Annotated in this window: 12 protein-coding genes; 5 read left to right on the top strand and 7 right to left on the bottom strand. The window is 67.0% G+C overall.

The window, feature by feature from the left end:
* Positions 1–130 precede the first annotated feature (130 nt).
* A complete protein-coding gene (locus HL666_RS17220; protein WP_172115071.1) occupies positions 131–1159 on the bottom strand; it encodes an NAD(P)/FAD-dependent oxidoreductase in 1029 nt (342 codons plus the stop codon).
* A gap of 176 nt (positions 1160–1335) precedes the next feature.
* Here HL666_RS17220 and HL666_RS17215 point away from each other — a divergent pair, with 176 nt between their 5' ends.
* Positions 1336–1800, top strand: a complete 465-nt coding sequence (locus HL666_RS17215; protein ID WP_172115068.1) for an acyl-CoA thioesterase — start codon at positions 1336–1338, stop codon at positions 1798–1800.
* 59 nt (positions 1801–1859) lie between these two features.
* Here the strand turns inward: HL666_RS17215 and HL666_RS17210 are convergent, their stop codons facing one another.
* Positions 1860–2180 (bottom strand): 2Fe-2S iron-sulfur cluster-binding protein, encoded by a 321-nt coding sequence (locus HL666_RS17210; protein WP_172115065.1) that lies wholly within the window; start codon positions 2178–2180, stop codon positions 1860–1862.
* Between the two features lie 83 nt (positions 2181–2263).
* The gene (locus HL666_RS17205) at positions 2264–2638 is read right to left on the bottom strand and encodes an Hpt domain-containing protein (RefSeq protein WP_172133058.1); all 375 of its coding nucleotides are present in this window, start codon (positions 2636–2638) and stop codon (positions 2264–2266) included.
* A gap of 384 nt (positions 2639–3022) precedes the next feature.
* Here HL666_RS17205 and HL666_RS17200 point away from each other — a divergent pair, with 384 nt between their 5' ends.
* Positions 3023–8773, top strand: a complete 5751-nt coding sequence (locus tag HL666_RS17200; RefSeq protein ID WP_172115061.1) for an apolipoprotein A-IV repeat region-like domain-containing protein — start codon at positions 3023–3025, stop codon at positions 8771–8773.
* 356 nt (positions 8774–9129) lie between these two features.
* Here the strand turns inward: HL666_RS17200 and HL666_RS17195 are convergent, their stop codons facing one another.
* From HL666_RS17195 to HL666_RS17185, 3 genes are all read right to left on the bottom strand, one after another.
* Positions 9130–10002, bottom strand: a complete 873-nt coding sequence (locus HL666_RS17195) for an MlaD family protein (protein ID WP_172115059.1) — start codon at positions 10000–10002, stop codon at positions 9130–9132.
* A gap of 150 nt (positions 10003–10152) precedes the next feature.
* Complete coding sequence (locus HL666_RS17190; protein ID WP_172115057.1) at positions 10153–10923, bottom strand: ABC transporter ATP-binding protein; 771 nt, start codon at positions 10921–10923, stop codon at positions 10153–10155.
* 6 nt (positions 10924–10929) lie between these two features.
* Entirely contained in the window at positions 10930–12063 is a 1134-nt protein-coding gene (locus tag HL666_RS17185) for an MlaE family ABC transporter permease (protein WP_172115055.1), read from the bottom strand.
* Between the two features lie 158 nt (positions 12064–12221).
* On the opposite strand from HL666_RS17185, the gene dgcA reads away from it, so the two are divergent.
* The gene (gene dgcA / locus HL666_RS17180) at positions 12222–13217 is read left to right on the top strand and encodes an N-acetyl-D-Glu racemase DgcA (protein WP_172182604.1); all 996 of its coding nucleotides are present in this window, start codon (positions 12222–12224) and stop codon (positions 13215–13217) included.
* On the opposite strand, the gene HL666_RS17175 is transcribed toward dgcA, so the two are convergent.
* Positions 13187–14386 (bottom strand): MFS transporter, encoded by a 1200-nt coding sequence (locus tag HL666_RS17175; RefSeq protein ID WP_172182602.1) that lies wholly within the window; start codon positions 14384–14386, stop codon positions 13187–13189. The genes dgcA and HL666_RS17175 overlap by 31 nt on opposite strands.
* A 75-nt stretch (positions 14387–14461) precedes the next feature.
* On the opposite strand from HL666_RS17175, the gene HL666_RS17170 reads away from it, so the two are divergent.
* The gene (locus tag HL666_RS17170; protein ID WP_172182600.1) at positions 14462–16087 is read left to right on the top strand and encodes a hypothetical protein; all 1626 of its coding nucleotides are present in this window, start codon (positions 14462–14464) and stop codon (positions 16085–16087) included.
* Between the two features lie 150 nt (positions 16088–16237).
* Positions 16238–17962 carry a caspase family protein gene (locus tag HL666_RS17165; RefSeq protein ID WP_210261961.1) on the top strand — a complete coding sequence of 575 codons (1725 nt, stop codon included), beginning with the start codon at positions 16238–16240 and terminating at the stop codon, positions 17960–17962.
* Positions 17963–17966: the final 4 nt, after the last annotated feature.

Here is a 17966-nt window from a genome sequence, read left to right as displayed (position 1 = left end):
CAGTACGGCCGTTTCGCAGCTCCTTCCAGCCCATAACAGGTCTGGCGCGCCGGTGAAACCGGCACGCGCAGGAAACATTTCTTCACATTTGAGTTGGTGTGACGGTGCCGGGTTCCATTCCGCGAACGAATTAGTTGACGCCGAGCTTCTTCTGCAGGCTCGACGACGACGTCGTGTACTGGAACACCAGCCGCTTCTCCGGATACACGTAGCGGTGCGCCTTCTGCGCCATCAGCGCGCCCTCGTGGAAGCCGCACAGGATCAGCTTGATCTTGCCGGGATAGGTATTGATGTCGCCGATCGCGAAGATGCCGGGCACGGAGGTCTCGAATGCCGAGGTCTCGACGGGAATGAGATTGTGCTCGAGCGCGAGGCCCCACTCGGCGACGGGGCCGAGCTTCATCGTCAGGCCGAAGAACGGCAGCATCATCTCGCAGGGAATGGTCTCGACGGCATTGTCGTTGCCCTTGATGGTCGCCGCCGAGAGCTGACCATTGGCGCCTTCGAGCGCGGTCACCTGGCCGATGCGCAGATCCATCTTGCCGGCAGCGACGAGCGCGCGCATCTGCTCGACGCTGTGGGGCGCGGCACGGAAGTCGTCGCGGCGGTGAATGAGCGTGATGCGCTTCGCGATCGGGTGCAGATTGAGCGTCCAGTCGAGCGCGGAGTCACCGCCGCCGACGATGACGACATGCTTGTCGCGGAACTGTTCCATCTTGCGCACGGCATAGAATACCGAGGTGCCTTCGTAGGCCTCGATGCCCGGCACCGGCGGACGCTTCGGCTGGAACGAGCCGCCGCCGGCGGCGATCACCACGACCTTGCATTCGAACACCTTGCCGGCATCGGTGGTGACGCGGAAACCGGGATCGCCGATCTTCTCGACGCTCAAGACCATCTCGCCGAGGTGGAAGGTCGGGCTGAACGGCTTGATCTGTTCCATCAGTTGATCGGTGAGGCCCTGCCCCGTCACCATCGGCACGCCGGGAATGTCGTAGATCGGCTTCTCCGGATACAGCTCGGCGCACTGGCCACCGACCTTGTCGAGGATGTCGATCAGATGCGCCTTGATGTCGAGCAGCCCCAGTTCAAACACGGCAAACAGTCCGCAGGGGCCCGCGCCAATGATCAGCACATCGGTCTTGATCGCTTCGCTCATGTCGCTCTTCTCGTTGGAGGCGCCGCTCGGAGGATGGCGGCAGGTGGCGGTTCCGAATTTGTAGCCAACGGGGCGGTCGCAGGGAAGGCACAAAAGCCGCCCCTCGCGCGCGCCCGCGGCTTGCGGCGGCAAGCGTAGCGAGGTTTGAAGGGAGCATGAATGATGGAGATCAATCGGTGACAGAGACGGCCCGCCACGACCACGCGCCACGGCTCGAGGACTTCCCCTATCGCCTCACGGATAATGTCCGCTTCGGCGACCTCGATCCCAACCAGCACGTCAACAACGCGGTCTATGCGACGTATTTCGAGACCGGCCGGGTGACCTTGATGAAGGACCCGCGCCATGGCCTGACCCAGCGGGGGCTTGCCTGGATCATGGTGCGGCTCGACATGCATTTCCGCGCCGAGCTGCGCTGGCCGGGCGCAATCGAGCTGGGTCTGGGTGTCGTGAAGCTGGGGCGGACATCGGTGACCTGCGAGCAGGTCGTGTTCTCGGACGGGAGCTGCGTGGCCTCGGCCACCGCCGTGATGGTGCTGATCGACGAGGTGACGCGCAAGCCGGCGCCGCTGACCGAGCAGGTCGTCGCGGCGCTACGGCCCTGGGCTCGCCATGGCGTCACACTCACGCCGGCGGCATAGACCGCGCGGCGAAATTTCAAAGGAGATGTCAGCAGAAGATGCGCGCGACGCCCCGACGATCAGGCCTGACGCTCGGGCGTCGCGACGACGAGACCGTCGAGCTCGTCGGAGACCTTGATCTGGCAGGAGAGCCTGGAATTCGGCCGCACGTCGTAACCGAAATCGAGCATGTCCTCTTCCATCGGGGTCGGCGGGCCGACCTTCTCGCGCCAGGCTTCGTCGACATAGACATGGCAGGTCGCGCAGGCACAGGCGCCGCCACATTCGGCCTCGATGCCCGGAATGGCGTTGCGGATCGCCGCTTCCATCACGGTCGCGCCGTTCTCGATGTCAACGGTTCGGGATTCGCCGGTATGGTCGACAAAGGTGATCTTGGCCATGTGTGCTCGTGCTGCGCAGGGAATGAGGTCGGGCTGTCCTATAACGGACCGCTCCGCTCCGCGCTAGTGCCGTGGACGGCCCGTCAGGCCGCGCCGAGCATGTCGGAAATGGCCGCTCGGGCCTGTGCCACGGCCGTGCCGAGCCAGGCCAGCGCATCGGCCGGATCGCCTGTCCGCAGCGCCGCTTCGAGCCCTTCGGCCGCGTCGGCGACATCGAGCGCGCCGATGGCCCGGGCGGAGCCCTTCAGGGTGTGGGCGACAGAGGCGGCATCCTCGGGCAGCACCTGCAGCCGCTCCAGCAGGCGGACGGCCTGGGTCGAGAACATCGCGAGCACTTCACGCTCGAGGTCGGTGTCGCCGAGGGTCATGCGCCTGAGAAGGTCGAGGCTGATCGGCCCGTCGTCGGGAACCAGCGGGGGCGAGGGCATCCATTCGATCCGTGACAGGTCGGGAATCATGGCAGTCATCCGGTCCGGCGGGCGCGCGTCGCGCCCCTGTGGTAACCCAAGCACGACAATGGTTAATGCATTGTTACCGTCCCAATTGCCGCGGGTTTGCCGCGATTTTGACCCGGCTCCGCCCCAATCACGGCCGAAACCGGAATTCGCAGACCTTCTAAAGTGTTAACGGCGGCTGCTGTTAACGATGATTAAGAATCTCTTAACCACGGCCATTTCTTTCAACAGGCACAGCCAATAGGATGATCCCCGGATGGAGTGGGTCACCTGGCGGAATTTGCCACCCCTGGTGCCTGCGAGGGATGACGTCCGGTTCGAGCGCGGCGAGGGGGTACTCGTACGCGGCTTGCCGGAACGAAATTAAGACGAGGGCTCGGACTCAACATGGCGAACACCCCCAAAAAGGTCAAAGACCCGACTGAAGTTGCGCTGTCCGCCATTCAGGAGGCTTTGAACATCAGCGATACGTCCGCGCCCCAGGACTCGCAGGGCCCGGTCCACGCTGACGGGGCGCCGCCGGTCATGCCGACCGGCGGATCCGCTTTCGATTCGTTCGACTCCCGTCCGGGCGTCGACAACCGCAGCCTGGACGAGATCGAGCCGCCGCCGCTTGCCGCTCGCCGGCCGGCCAATGACGACCGCGAGACCATCGGCCAGCTGCTGCAGGCGATCCAGAAGGGCCGCCCCTCGCGCGGCGTCTATACCCTGGCAACCGTGTTTGCAGGCATCTGGATCGTCGGCTGTGCCCTGCTCACGATCGGCTTCCTGCCGTCGTTGCAGGCCGTGATCGGCCAGAGCGGCGGCGTGCTGGTGCTCGCCGGCCTTGCCGCGGTGTTCTTCGCCCCCGTCCTGCTGTTCTATTTCCTGGCGAGTCTCGCCTGGCGCGGCCAGGAGCTGCGCATGATCGCGCAGTCGATGGCGCAGGTCGCGATCCGCTTCTCCGAGCCGGAGGGCGCCGTCAGCGATTCCATCGTGACCGTCGGCCAGGCCATCCGCCGCGAGGTTGCGGCGATGGGCGACGGCGTCGAGCGCGCGATCGCGCGCGCCGGCGAGCTCGAGATGCTGGTCGCCAACGAGGTCGCCGCGCTCGAACGCGCCTACAGCGACAACGAGGTGCGTATCCGCGCCCTCCTCCAGGACATCGCCCATCAGCGCGACAACCTGGTCGGCCAGGCCGAGCAGGTCCGCAGCGCCATCTCCGGCGTGCAGATCGACCTGCGCCACGACATCGCACTGATCTCGGACGCGATCGCCTCGCGCGTCGATGAGGTCGCCAAGAGCATCACCGGCGCGCTCGAGGAGCGCGGCGCCCACATCACGGCTGCGCTCAGCAATGCCGGCGACAACATGATCCTCGCGCTCGGCGAGCGTGGCGGCGATCTCCTGGACCGTCTCGAAGAAGCGAGCGCCGAGACCACCCGCGCCGTGCTCGACGCCTCCGAGCGGCTGACGACCAGCCTCAATTTCAAGACCGGCCACGTCCACGACGAGTTCGCCGATCTGTCCGACCGCGTCCACGAGATGCTCAATGAGCGCATCGACCGGATCACCAACGAGTTCGAGCAGCGCACGGCCGCGATCGTCGACGGCATTTCAGTCCGCACCGAGCAGGTCCACGATTCGCTCAAGGCGTCCGGCGACTCCCTGCTGCTGGAGCTCGAGCTGCGCAGCGGCGACCTCGTCACCAAGATCGACGAGGCGAGCCAGCGCCTGTCGGGCCACATCGTCACGTCGGGCGAGAAGGCGAGCGAGTCGCTCGACGCGACCGTCAACTCGCTGGTCGCCAAGGTCGTCAGCCAGACCGAGAGCACGCACGACACGCTGTCGATGCAGATCAGCGCCTTCGACGAGCTGGTGAAGAACCAGGGCACCGAGCTCGCCGAACGTTTTGCCCGCGACAGCTCGACCCTGGGCGCGCTGATCACCCGGCACATCACCGAGTTCGATCGCACCGTGAAAACCTATGGCGGCGAGATCGTCGAGCGCATGGGCCAGCGGACCCAGGAGATCTCCGACAATCTCAAGACCTATGTCGACAGTTTCGACACCCGTCTGTCGTCCAACAGCGGTGAGATCACGGCGACGCTGGACCAGCGGCTGAGCCAGTTCGAGACCAATCTGCAGGCCCGCATCACCACATTCGATTCCTCGCTGGATTCGAAGATCAAGACCTTCGACGACAGCGTCGAGGGCCGCCTCAAGTCGCTCGAGGAGAACTTCGACAGCCGGGCGACCTCTGTCACTTCGACCATCGAGGGCCGGCTCGGAACGCTGTCGAACTCGCTGACCGACGGTGCGGCGCAGGTGCTGCACGCCATCGACTCGCGGCTGACCGTGCTGACCTCCTCGCTGACCGATGGCTCGGCCCAGGCGATCCAGTCGATCGATTCCCGCCTCAACATCCTGACCTCCTCGCTCACCGACGGCACCGACAAGGCGCTGGAGGCGATCGATCAGCGCATCGTCAGCCTGTCGAACATCATCGACGGCCGCAGCTTCGAGCTGACCGAAGCCGTCACCGCCCGCTTCCAGGACATCCATCAGGGCATCGAGACCCGGGTCGGCTCGATCGCCACCGAGATCGACCATCGCGTGTCGCAGTTCGAGGACCTCCTCGGCTCACGCGTCGAGGCCGTGGCCGGCCGCATCGAGAGCAGCGGCCGCCAGGCCAGCGACGAACTGATGACCCGCGCCGAGCTGCTGTCCGCCAGCATCAAGTCGCATGTCGAGGATGCCGAGCGCGCGCTGACCAACCTCGTGGTCAACACCAGCGAGACCATCCAGACCGGCGCCCGCACGGCGCAGGAGGCGCTGCTCAACGTGTCGACGGACGTCGGCTCGCAATTGAAGAATACCTCTGCCGAGGTCGAGCGTGCCCTCACCGGCGCCGGCAGCAATGCCGCCAATTCCATCCTGACCAGCGCACGCGAGGCCCAGGCCGCCCTGGTCACGGCCTCCGGCGAGACCGCCGAGCAGATCAAGTCGCTGTCGGCCGATGTCGAGCGCACGCTCACGGCAGCGGGCTCGACCACCGCGGCCTCGATCCTCGCCGGTGCCCGCGAGGTCCAGAACACGTTGGTCTCGGCCTCCTCCGATGCCGCAATCCACGTGAAGTCGCTCGCCACCGATGTCGAGCAGGCGCTGACGGCCGCAGGCTCGGCCACGGCAGCCTCGATCCTGGCCGGTGCCCGCGAGGTCCAGAACACGCTGGTCTCGGCCTCCTCCAACGCAGCCGAGCACGTGAAATCGCTCGCGGCGGATGTGCAGCGTTCGCTGACCAGCGCCGGCACGGAGACCGCGGAGACGATCACGGCCGGTGCCCGCGAGGCCCAGAGCGCCCTGCTCGCCGCCTCCCACGAGGCCGCCGAGCAGGTCAAGGTGCTCACCGTCGACGTCCAGCGCTCGCTCTCGATCGCGGGAACGACCACCGCCGAGGCGATCACCGGCGGCGCGCGCGAGGCGCAGAGCACGCTGATCAGCGCGTCCTCGGAAGCGGCCAATCACGTCAAGTCGTTGGCCGCCGATGTCGAGCGCACGCTCGCTGCCGTCGGCACCAACACCGCGGCGACCATCGTCGACAGCGCGCGGGATGTGCAGTCCAAGCTGGTGAGCGCCTCGACCGAAGCCGCCGACCACGTCAAGTCGCTGGCGATCGACGTCGAGCGGACACTGGCCGCGGTCGGCACCACCACGGCCACCGTCATCATCGACAGCGCCCGTGAGGTCCAGTCCAAGCTGATCTCAAGCTCGACCGAGGCGGCGGAGCACGTCAAGTCGCTCGCCGTGGACGTCGAGCGGACGCTGTCGTCGGTCGGCGCCGACACAGCGACCTCGATCCTCAACAGCGCACGCCAGGCGCAGATGTCGCTGACCTCGACCTCGGCGGACACCGCTGCGGCCCTGATCGGCAGCGCACGCGAGGCCCAGGCGGTGCTGACCACGACCACGACCGAGACCGTCGCGGTGATCGTCAGCGGCGCCCGCGAAGCGCAGAGCGTGCTCACGGCGACCTCCACCGACACGGCCGGCCAGCTCAAGGCGATCTCGACCGAGATCGAACGTTCGATCAACACGGTCGCCGCCAACACGACGGACGCGATCCAGAGCAGCGCCCTCAATGCCCAGAGCGCGCTGGTCGCGGCCTCCAACGAGGTCTCGACGCGGGTGAAGTCGACCTCGACCGAGATCGAGCGCTCGGTGCTCGCCGCCGGCAACTCGTTCGGCTCGGCCATGACCGGCAAGACCGACGAGATCGTCACCTATGTGCAGCAGCAGAGCGAGCGGCTGTCGCAGATCCTCGACGGCAAGCGCGGCACGCTGGTCGAGACGCTCAACTCGAAGACCAACCAGCTCACGATCGAGATCGATCGCGTCACCACCGATGCGCTGAAGCAGATCGAGATGCGCGGCCAGGCGTTCGCCCAGACCGTGAACGGCAACGGCTCCGAGGTCGCCCGCACCATCACCTCGGCCGGCGAGCTCGCGACCACGGCGATCACCAAGTCGCTGAAGGATCTCGAGCAGGCCTCGCGCGCCGCGATCGAGCAGTCGCGCCAGGTCTCGGTGGCGGCCGTCACCGAGATGCAGGAGACCAGCAAGATCCTGCGCACCGACACCGTCGCTCTGTTCGAGCGTCTGCGCGAGGGCAACATCCTGCTGCAGGAGGTGCTGACCGGCGCCCACGACAATCTCAACTCGCTGGAGCGTGCGCTGGTCGCCCGCGTGGCCGATTTCGTCACCGCGATGAACGACGTGACGTCGCGCAATGGCACGGCGACGCAGACCCTCGAAGATCAGCTCAACGTCTTCAACGCCAAGACGTCCCGTGCGCTCGAGGATCTCGGATCGCTGTCGAGCCAGTTCGATGCCCACGGCAAGGCCCTGATCGAGGCTGCCGCCATCGTCGAGCAGAGCAACCGCGATGCGACGGTCTCGATCTCGGATCGCAAGACGACGCTGGAATCGCTGGTCACCACCATCGATCTTCGCACCGCCGATCTCGACCAGCGCCTGACCCGCTTCACCACCCTGCTCGACGAGTCGCTCGCGGCCGCCGAGGAGCGGGCCCGCGACATCGCCCGGGTCGTGGCGGAAACGGCCGGCGCCGGCTCGACCGCGCTCAGCCGCCAGTTCGAAGCCATCCGCGCCAATGCGGAGGAGGAACGCCGCCTCACGACGTCGCAGATGCAGGAGATCTACCAGCAGAGCACGCAGGAAGCCGATGCGATGTTCAAGCAGTCGGCCGAGAGGTTCGCGACGCTGGTGTCGAGCATGAAGCAGATGACCGCCGAAATGCATCGCGAGCTCGAAGCGACGCGCAACGAGCTGCGCCGCGGCGTGCTGGAGATGCCGCAGGAGGCGGCCGAGAGCACAGCGCAGATGCGCAAGGTCATCGTCGACCAGATCGAGGCCCTCGCCGAGCTCAACCGGATCGTCGCACATCATGGTCGGGGTCTCGACGTGGTCAGCACGGCGCGTCCTGCCGCAGTCGCGCCGCCTGCCGCCGTGATGCGTCAGGAGGAGCCGGTGGTGGCCGCCGTCGGCGGCCGAACAGACATGCGCCTGCGCGAGCCTGCGGCCACCAGCGTCACCAATCTCCCGCCGCCGGATCTCGGCATGCAGCCGCCAGCCCCGCCCCCACCGCAGCCGCGCCGGGTCGAAGCACCGCCGATGGGCCCGGTCGCCGATCAGCGCAGCGACAACTGGCTGTCCGACCTGCTCAACCGCGCCGACAACAGCACCGCCGGACAGCCCCAGGCTCCGGCTCCGCGTGGCCGCGGACCGGCGCAGCAGCCCGGCAATCCGCTGGAATCGCTGTCGCTCGACATCGCCCGGCTGATGGACCGCAACCTCGCGGCCGAGATGTGGGACCGTTATCAGCGCGGCGAGACCAAGGCGTTCTCCAAGCGCCTCTACACGCCGGCGGGTCAGAAGGCGTTCGACGAGGTCGCCCGCAAGTATCGCGCCGACCGCACCTTCAAGCAGACGGTCGACCGCTACATCACCGAATTCGAGCGGCTGCTCGACGAGGTCGCCCGCGATGACCGCAATCCGCAGGCGCTGCGCACGCAGCTGACCTCGGAGACCGGCCTGGTCTACACCCTGCTCGCCCACGCCGCCGGCCGGCTGGCGTGACGGGAGGCGAGTAGCGAACGGGGAGTGGCGAATAGCCGATGGCGACGAGCCCACCACCGACAGATCGAGAGCAACTCAGACGAACGGAGGCCGCGAGGCCTCCGTTTCGCTTTCGTAGATCCAATGAAGCCTTGTTCGGCTTTGCTCGTTTCGGCCCGGCATCCGCACGCCCGGCCCCTGCCACTTGGAGATCGCCACCGCATCCTGCGCTCGACCTTGCCGGCGACGCGTACATCGCCCGGCATCCGACAGGGCTAAGCGGTGTCGAACCAGGAGACGAGCAGCCATCGGCACACTGCGGCCGCCGGGTTCAAGCGCCCCTATTCGCTACTCCCAATTCGCTATTCGCCAGAGCCTCACCGCCGCCCGGTCGCGGGCGGTGCGGGCGCGGGCTGCGAGGCCTGGGCGTTGCTCGGGCTGGAGTTGCTGGCCCCGAACAGGACCCGGGTCGGATTGCGGTCGAAATTGTTCACGGCTCGGCTGATGTCGGACAGCGTCCGCCGTCCATCTGCCATCAGCGCGCCGGAGCGCTTGTCGAAATCCTCGGCAAGCTCGCGGATCGACTTCACCGTCAGGAACAGTTCGCCGCCGTCCTTGCCGCCGGCCAGCGAATTGAGGCCGAGCATCAAGGTGTCCGCCTTGCCCATGATGCCGTCGACACGGGACATGACGCCATCGATGCGCTCGGAGTTGCGGGCCAGCGACTGGGTAAAGACCTCGAGGTTCTTGATCGAGTTCTTCACGGCGTCCTGGTTGTCGGCGACCACCTTGTTGATGTTCTGCAGGGTGGCGCGGATCGCCTCGGTGACATCCTGCAACCGGGTCGGATCGGCGCGCAGCAGCGGAACGCCGTCCTCGTCGAGCGGCGGCGGCGGCGCGGCCTCCTCGCCGCCCTTCAGCGCGATCGCGGCAACGCCGGTGAGGCCCTGAAACTCGAGGCCGACCAGGGTGTCCTTGCGGATCGGGGCGTTGTTCTCGACCATCGCCAGCGCCACGACGCGGCGCGGATTGTCGAGCTTGACCGAGATGACCTCGCCGACCCGGATACCGTTGAAATTGACGCTGCCGCCATTGCGCAATCCGGCGGCCGGGCCTTCGAACACGACCCTGAGCGGGCTGCGCTGCTTGGTGGTGTGCAGGCTCTGGAACCAGAGGACGAATCCGACCGCCGCGGCGATCACCGCCAACGTGAACGATCCGATCAGGACGTAATTCGCCCGCGTTTCCATTACAAACTCCGGTACCGGCACGTGGCCGCGAAGATCCCAGCCCCCGCTCCCGTGCGCTCTCGGTTGGCGCCGGACCGCGGCACCCCCCATCTGCTTAGTCGCGGGAGGCTCCACTCCCGCTCACAAAAATCATCCCTGGGGCGCGTCGCACTACCCCATCACGGCGCGTGCACGCTTGCCGTGGAAATACTGCCTGAGCCACGGATGCTCCGAGGCCTGCATGTCGGCCATCGATCCCGCGGCAATGATCTTGCCGTTGCCCAGCACGGCGATGCGGTCGCAGGCCGTGTAAAGGCTGTCGAGATCATGGGTTACCATGAAAACCGTCAGTCCCAAAGTGCGCTGCAGAGTGCGCACCAGCTCGTCGAAATCGCCGGCACCGATCGGGTCGAGACCCGAGGTCGGCTCATCGAGAAACACCAGTTCCGGATCGAGCGCGAGAGCCCGCGCCAACGCGACGCGCTTGATCATGCCGCCGGACAGCTCGCTCGGGAAACGATCCGCAACATCGGGCCGCAATCCGACCATCACCAGCTTGGCGACCATGATCTCGTCGAGCAGCCGCTGCGAGACCTTGAGATATTCCCGGACCGGAAACTGGATGTTCTGCCGCACCGTGAGCGAGGAGAACAGCGCGCCCTGCTGGAACAGCACGCCCCAGCGCCGCTCGACGGCCCGGCGACCGGCACGATCGGCGGCGTCGAGGTCGACGCCGAACACCTCGATGTTGCCCGACAATTTCGGCACGAGGCCGATGATGGTGCGGGTCAGCACCGACTTGCCTGCACCGGATGGACCGACGAAGCCGAGGATCTCGCCGCGCTTGACGTCGAGATCGAGGCCGTCGAGCACGCGTGTCTTGCCGAACTGCACGGTGACGTCGCGGACGCGGATGATCGGATCGGACACCGCCTGCATCATCTCGACTCACATCCCGACTGCTGCGAAGAAGATCGCAAACACGCCATCCATGACGATGACGAAGAAGATCCCCTTCACGACCGACGACGTCGTGTGGCGCCCGAGCGACTCGGCGCTGCCCTGCACGGCGAGGCCCTCGACGCAGGCAACGATCCCGATCACCGCCGCCATGACCGGCGCCTTGAGCAGGCCGACGGTGAAATGATCAATCGAGATCGCATCGCGCAGGCGCAGCAGGAAGGCTTCGGGATCGACGCCGCCATAGAACCAGGCCACCAACCCGCCGCCATAGAGCGCCGCGATATCGCCGAGGAAGGACAGGATCGGCAGAGCGATCACCAGCGCCAGCATCCGCGGCAGGATCAGGACCTCGATCGGATCGAAGCCCATGGTGCGCAGCGCGTCGATCTCCTCACGCATCTTCATCGAGCCGAGCTCGGCCGTGTAGGCGCTGCCCGAGCGGCCGGCGATCATGATCGCCACCAGCAGAACGCCGATCTCGCGCAGCACCAGCACGCCGAGCATGTCGACGACGAAGATGTCGGCGCCGAACCTTCGGAAATGGAAGATGCCCTGCTGGGCGATGATGCAGCCGATCAAGAACGTGATCAGCACGATAATCGGCACCGCGCGCCAGCACACCTGCTCGAGATGATGGATGGTCGAGGTCAGGCGGAAGCTACGGGGATGGATGAGCACCCGGCCGCCGGCGACGATGACCGCCCCGAGCATGTCGATCAGCGCCGCCACCGTGCCGAAGATGCCGGCGACGCTGCGGCCGATCTGGCTGAGCATGCTGGTGACGGTCAGCGCGGTCGCATCGCCATCGGCGGCGACGCTGACCCGGCGCACCTCATCGACCAGGCTGGCGTAGTTGGCGGACAGGCCGTCGATCCTCGGCTCCGCGGTTCCGGTCGTGAAGCTGCGGCGCAGCCGCTCGATCAGCCAGGCCCCGAACGTATCGAGCTTGACCACCTGCGAGACGTCGATCGAGACATCGACCTTCTTGCCGGCGAGCTTCTCGGCATCCGCGACGAGCCGCTCGAGCGACGGCGCAAAGGGCGCGGTCCATGCGCCGGTCGCGCGCAGCAGCAGCGCGTTGCCCTCGCCGCTTCGCTGCAGATCGGGGCGGCCGTTCACGACGACCATCCTCGGAGCCTCGGACGCCCGCTCCTTGACGAGAGAAATCCCACCGCGTCGCCACCACCTTGCCGGAGACCCCCATCAACAGCCATAGTCGCTCCCGTCGCGCAAGTCCCCAGCGCCCCATTCCGGTTCACAAATCGCCAGACTTTCAAATGACTTCCACCGGTTTCCCAATATTGGATGCCCAGATCGGCCACTGGCCCATCGCCGGCAGCTTCACGATCAGCCGCGGCGCCAAGACCGAGGCCGTCACCGTGATCGCGGAGTTGCGAGACGGAGCGATCGTCGGCCGCGGCGAATGCGTCCCTTATCCGCGCTATGGCGAAACACCCGACGCCACGCTGAGCGCCCTGCTCGCCATGCGCGACGCGATCGCCTCCGGCCTCGATCGCGAGGCCCTGCAGACGGCGATGCCGCCGGGCGCCGCGCGCAATGCGCTCGACTGCGCGCTGCTCGACCTCGAGGCCAAGCGGAATGGCCGCCGGATTTGGGATCTGCTCGGGCGCCGGGCGCCGGAGCCTTGCGTCACGGCCTACACGATCTCGCTCGGCACGCCCGACGTGATGGCCAAGGCCGCAGCCAAGGCGGCGCACCGGCCTCTGCTCAAGATCAAGCTGGGTGGCGAAGGCGATCCGGCACGGATCTCCGCGGTACGCGCGGCGGCACCGCAGTCGCAACTGATCGTCGACGCCAATGAGTCCTGGACCGACGCCAATCTGGAAGGCAATCTCGCGGCATGCGCCGCCGCCGGTGTCACCCTCGTCGAGCAGCCGCTGCCCGCGGAAAAGGACGAGGCTCTCGCAAACATCGCGCGCCCGCTCGCCGTATGCGCCGACGAGAGCGTTCACGACCGCGGCTCGCTGGAAGCGCTGCGCGGCCGCTACGACGCCGTCAACATCAAGCTCGACAAGACCGGAGGGCTGACGGAAGCCCTGGCCATGGCGGATGCCGCACAAGCGCTCGGCTTCGACATCATGGTCGGCTGCATGGTCGCGACTTCGCTGTCGATGGCGCCGGCCATGCTGCTGACGCCGCTCGCCCGCTATGTCGACCTGGACGGTCCGCTGCTGCTGGCAGAGGATTGCACCCACGGCCTGTACTACGAGGATAGCCTGGTCTATCCGCCGGACGCCGCGCTGTGGGGATGACCCGCGAACCGGTTGCGCGCGGTCCACATCAGGAGGCCGCCGAGCCCGGCCATCGCCGCCATGACGAGATAGACGCCCGGCCCATATTGCGCATAGATCGGACCTGACAGCGCCGAGGCCGCCGAGCCGACGATGCCGCTGGCGGCTGAATAATAGCCCTGCCCCCGCGCCGTCACATGCGCCGGCACCTGGCGGACGAGCAGCCCCATGGTCCCGACCAGTGTCAGCCCGAACGTGAAGCCATGGCTGATCTGGACCACCGTGAGCCCAAGAGCGTGCGGCTCCGTCGCAGTGAGCGTCCAGCGCAGCACGGCCGCGATCGCGCCGATGACCACCAGCGTCGACGGCGCCAGCGTGAACCTTGGCGAGAGTGCGAACACCAGGATTTCGGCGAGTACGCCCATGGTCCAAAGCCAGGCGATGGTCAGCCCGCTGAGCCCCTGCGCCTTCCACTCGATCGCGGAGAACGTGTAGTAGGCCGCGTGGCTGCCCTGGATCAGCGCCGAGGCCATGATGACGCAGAGAAAGCCGGGATCGCTCAGCAGATGCCGCCCGTCCTGCGCCGGGCCGGCGCTGCGAGGCAACGGAGGCAGCCGCTGGAGCAGCAGGCCGCTCGCGGCGCCGAGCAGCCCGACCGACACGATGATCCAGATCAGCTCGGTTGCCGCAACGACATCCGCCAGGCCGCCGCAGAGCAGCGTGCCGACGATGAACGCCGCGGAGCCCCACAATCGGAGTCGCCCGTAGTTCAAGCCATAGCTCATGACGCCGCGCAGCGCGTACGCGTCCGTGAGCGGGACCAGTGGCGTCCACAGGCAGCACGTGGCCACATAGACCAGAAATACGGGCCAGGCATCGTGCTGGAACGCCAGCACGGCAAATCCGGACGCGGTTGCGAAGGTCACCAGCCGCATCGCGGCACGAAGCGCTTGACGGCGCTCGGCGCCGGCCGTGATCAGCGGCAGCACGGTAAACCGCGTTACCGCGGGAACCGCTATGATGACCCCGATCCAGGCGGCGTCCAGTCCAATCGCCCGTAGCCACACGGGGAAAAACGGCAGATGCGTCCCCGAGAGCGCGAACACCGCGCCGTAGAACAGCCCCAGCCGGCCTGCGAATCGACGCGACAATACCGGCGATGTGGTGGAGATTTGTCGGGACAGTGGCATCAATTCAATTGCGATTCGATCAATATCATGGTGATCGTTATGGCAACGCGCAGCAATTTGCGCGATGGGTTTGTCATGGTCGATGAAGTCTTCGCCCTCTCGCCGATTTCCGCCCGCGCGGCTCAGCCGAACGAGGCCGACTACGAGGCGATCCGCGACGCCTTCATGGAGACGTCCAGGGGGCGCTGGTTCCTCGGCGAATACGCCAAGCGCAACCGCAACGCCGACACCAGCATGGTGCTCGACGCGGTGGCGCGCATCGAGCATGCGCTGGCGTCGCAGCGCCAACAGCAGCAGGAATTCGATCAGGCCGACGGCAGGGCGCTGCCCGAAGCCCTGGCCGCGATCCGTGCCACTGTCGAAGACGCCGCGTTGGCCGCGACCTCTGCGGTCGACAGCATGGCCCTCGAGCAGAACCTGGCGCCGGTACGCAAGGGCATCCGGATCATCAAGGAGATTTCCTGGCGCTGGCGCGAGATCGGCGCAGATTCCCGAATCTGCGACCTGATTGATTCCCAGGTGATCTCGATCGAGGCCGCCTGTGACCAGCTCGCGAGCGCGGACCCCAAGGTTGCGTTGCTCGCGGCATTCGAGATCATCAGGTCGCGGCTGAAGGAGCTGGACGACGGACAAGCGGCGGCTTCGTCAGCGGCTGCCGAGGTTGTCGCAGGAGCCGACGCTGTCGCTCCGCCCGCGCAGGAAGGCACATCAGCCGCAGCTGCAGAACCCGTGATGCCGGAAGCTCGAGACAAACGTCCGAGCGAGCAGCACGCGCCCGTCGCGCCGGAGCCGATCGCGCCAGCGCGCGTGGAGGCGACTGTTCCCGAGCCTGCGGTGACCAGCTCGCTCGTCGCGGCCGTCGCCGCGATCGAGACGATCGAGACGCCGTCCGCTGCGGTGATCGTGGCGGCCGCGATGATCACAAGCGAGGCGACCGAGGCCGTGGTGCAGCCTGCGGCTTCGGTGGCGCCGACCGAGATCGTGGCCGAGCCTTCGATTGCCGAGGTTCTGGTCGAGATCGAGCAACAGGCGTCCGCGAATGCAGAGGATGCGGCAGCAGCAGAGGCGCAGGACGAGGCGATCCTCGAGCTGGTCGCGGCCGAGATGGGAGCTCCCGATCCGGTCGAGGAGGAGGAGTTCGCTCGAGCCCGAACGCTCGGCTTCGACATCGAGGAGCCGACCTCGGTCGATGACGACATCGTGGCCAGCTTCAGCGAGCCCCCGCCCTCCGAGCCACAGCTCGCGCTGACCACGACAGAAACGACCGTTGCGAAAACGGCGGCGGCCGAGGCCGCCTCCCCGACGGTGGCTCCAGCCGCCCCCCCGATGGTGACTCCGGTGGCCGAGCCGGTGGTAGCTCCACCGATGGCGCCGGCTCCCGTGCCCAGCGCGCCGATGCCGACGCCGCTCCCGGAGTCCATTGCCGCCGAGACCCTGGCCGCCGTGGCCGCCGCCGTGGCGGTTCAGCCGCCGCCCGCGCCACCGCTGGCCGAGGCGCCGCCGATCCGGCAGGACCCTGCCCCAGCCACCCCGGCTTCGAGCACGAGCGCCTACGCGATGCCGAAGCCGGCATATGAACCATCGCTCGGCTCGACCCTGCTGTCGAACGGCCTTCTGCAGCGTCCGCAGGCGCCGGCGAACGATCCGTTGCTGCCGATCCGACGCATGACCCAGCCCGAGAAGATCGCCTTCTTCTCTTGAGGGTCGTTGCATCCGGGAGTCGCGCCCGTCGCGGCCTCTATCTTCGGCACCCCGAGCGTGGTCGGCTGACCGCCGCTCGGGGGTGATGCGGGTCACGGACGGCGGCGCGTGACCCTCTTAGCCTCATCCTCAAGCCATTCGCTCTTGCGCATGCTCGAGGAGAACGCCGTGTCCGCTCCGCTAATTCGCGCTTCCCGTTTCGCTTGGAAATCCCTGCTCGCGTCAGCGTTACTGGGCCTGACGGCCTGTGCCGTCCCGGGTTCGGCTTTTGCGGGTAGCAGTGAGATCGACGGCCTGCAGACGCCGCCGCGAGCACTTGCCGCGCCAGCGCCGGTCGCAGCAGACGGTGTAGCCGCCGCTTCGCAGCAAGGGCCCGAGCCGCGCGTCGCGCTCGTGATCGGCAATGCGACCTATCAGAATGCTCCCCCGCTCGACAATCCCGACAATGATGCCCATGCGGTCGCGAAGCTGCTGAACTCGGCCGGCTTCGAGGTGATCACCGCGACCGATTTGACGCAGAACGAGATGCTCAAGGTCGTGCAGGATTTTTCCAGCCGGGTCGCGGCCCACGGGCCGAACGCGGTGGCGATGGTCTATTACGCCGGCCATGGCGTTCAGCTCGCAGGCGAGAACTATCTCATCCCGATCGACGCCCGCATCTCCGCTCCGTCGGACCTCACGACCAGCACGATCCGGCTGGTCGATCTGATGGCCACCCTCGATGCCATTCCGAGCCGGATGCGGATCGTGGTGCTCGATGCCTGTCGCAACAATCCGTTTCCTGCGGTCAATGACGCTGGACGCGGCCTCGCCATCGTTGACGCGCCGAACGGCTCCATCGTCGGCTATTCGACCTCTCCAGGCGAAGAGGCGCTCGACGGCCGTGGCGAGCACAGCCCCTATACACAGGCCTTCCTGAACCTGGCGCGGCAGCCGAACCTGCCGATCGAGCAGTTGTTCAAGCGCGTCCGCCTGCAGGTCAACCAGACGACGGCGGGACGGCAGACCCCATGGGAAAGCTCGTCGCTCACCAGCGATTTCACCTTCTTCGGTGACTCCCTCGTCGCCGCGACGCGTCCGCCGGAAAAGGCGCCCGTGGTCCAGATGGCCGCCGACCTTCCCAGCAGGTCCGTACGGCAGGCCTATGACTACGTGCTGTCGGAGAACCGTCCGCAATATTATCGCGAGTTCATCGAGATGTACCCGCGCGATCCGCTCGCCGAGCGTATTCGCGCCCTGCTCGCGGGCCTGGTGCAGGCTGCCGCGTGGCATCAGACGGTGCTGGCGAATTCGCCTGCCGCCTATAAGAGCTTCAGCGAATCCTACTCCGACAGCCCCTACGCCCCCATTGCGGTGCGGCTGCAGGTCCAGCCCCGGATCGTGCCGGTGCTGCAACCGACACGGCTGATGGTGCCGCCGCAGCTTGCCCCCGCAGGGCGGCTCAACATCGGCAATCACATGCAGGGGCGTCCTGGACCAGTGCCAATGCAGCCGATCAACACCCCGCCGCCGCCGGCGGTCCTCACCAAGGGCGCTCCCATCAACAATCCCCGTCCAGGCAAGGTGCTCGACGCGCGGCCGCTCGGCCAGAACAAGATCGGCGACAAGGTCGTGCCGTCGTCGAACACGCTGCCGGCTGCCAAGATCCAGCGCGATCCGTTCAAGCGGATGCCCGGTCGTCCGCTCGACACCCGCGAGGTGCGCCGTCCCTTGCCCGGCTATTCCGGTCCGTTCAAGCCGGGTTTCAACGGGTCACGTCCATCGCTGACCCGCGACCAAGGGCCGATGCGCGGTGCCGGCACACCGCATGTCGCGCAGTCTGGACCGCGGATCGGCGGTGGCGGATCCGGTCGGGGCGGACTCGGCTTTCACTGACGCC

The organism is Bradyrhizobium aeschynomenes, assembly GCF_013178945.1.
Taxonomy (GTDB): domain Bacteria; phylum Pseudomonadota; class Alphaproteobacteria; order Rhizobiales; family Xanthobacteraceae; genus Bradyrhizobium; species Bradyrhizobium aeschynomenes.
This window is presented reverse-complemented; position numbering and strand designations above follow the sequence as displayed.

Coding starts and splice junctions, on each gene's coding strand:
- HL666_RS17190 (WP_172115057.1), bottom strand. CDS start 10,923: ATGATGCAGGCGGTGTCCGATCCGATCATCCGCGTCCGCGACGTCACC.
- HL666_RS17195 (WP_172115059.1), bottom strand. CDS start 10,002: ATGGAAACGCGGGCGAATTACGTCCTGATCGGATCGTTCACGTTGGCG.
- HL666_RS17200 (WP_172115061.1), top strand. CDS start 3,023: ATGGCGAACACCCCCAAAAAGGTCAAAGACCCGACTGAAGTTGCGCTG.
- dgcA (WP_172182604.1), top strand. CDS start 12,222: ATGACTTCCACCGGTTTCCCAATATTGGATGCCCAGATCGGCCACTGG.
- HL666_RS17205 (WP_172133058.1), bottom strand. CDS start 2,638: ATGATTCCCGACCTGTCACGGATCGAATGGATGCCCTCGCCCCCGCTG.
- HL666_RS17220 (WP_172115071.1), bottom strand. CDS start 1,159: ATGAGCGAAGCGATCAAGACCGATGTGCTGATCATTGGCGCGGGCCCC.
- HL666_RS17170 (WP_172182600.1), top strand. CDS start 14,462: ATGGTCGATGAAGTCTTCGCCCTCTCGCCGATTTCCGCCCGCGCGGCT.
- HL666_RS17165 (WP_210261961.1), top strand. CDS start 16,238: ATGCTCGAGGAGAACGCCGTGTCCGCTCCGCTAATTCGCGCTTCCCGT.
- HL666_RS17210 (WP_172115065.1), bottom strand. CDS start 2,180: ATGGCCAAGATCACCTTTGTCGACCATACCGGCGAATCCCGAACCGTT.
- HL666_RS17175 (WP_172182602.1), bottom strand. CDS start 14,386: ATGCCACTGTCCCGACAAATCTCCACCACATCGCCGGTATTGTCGCGT.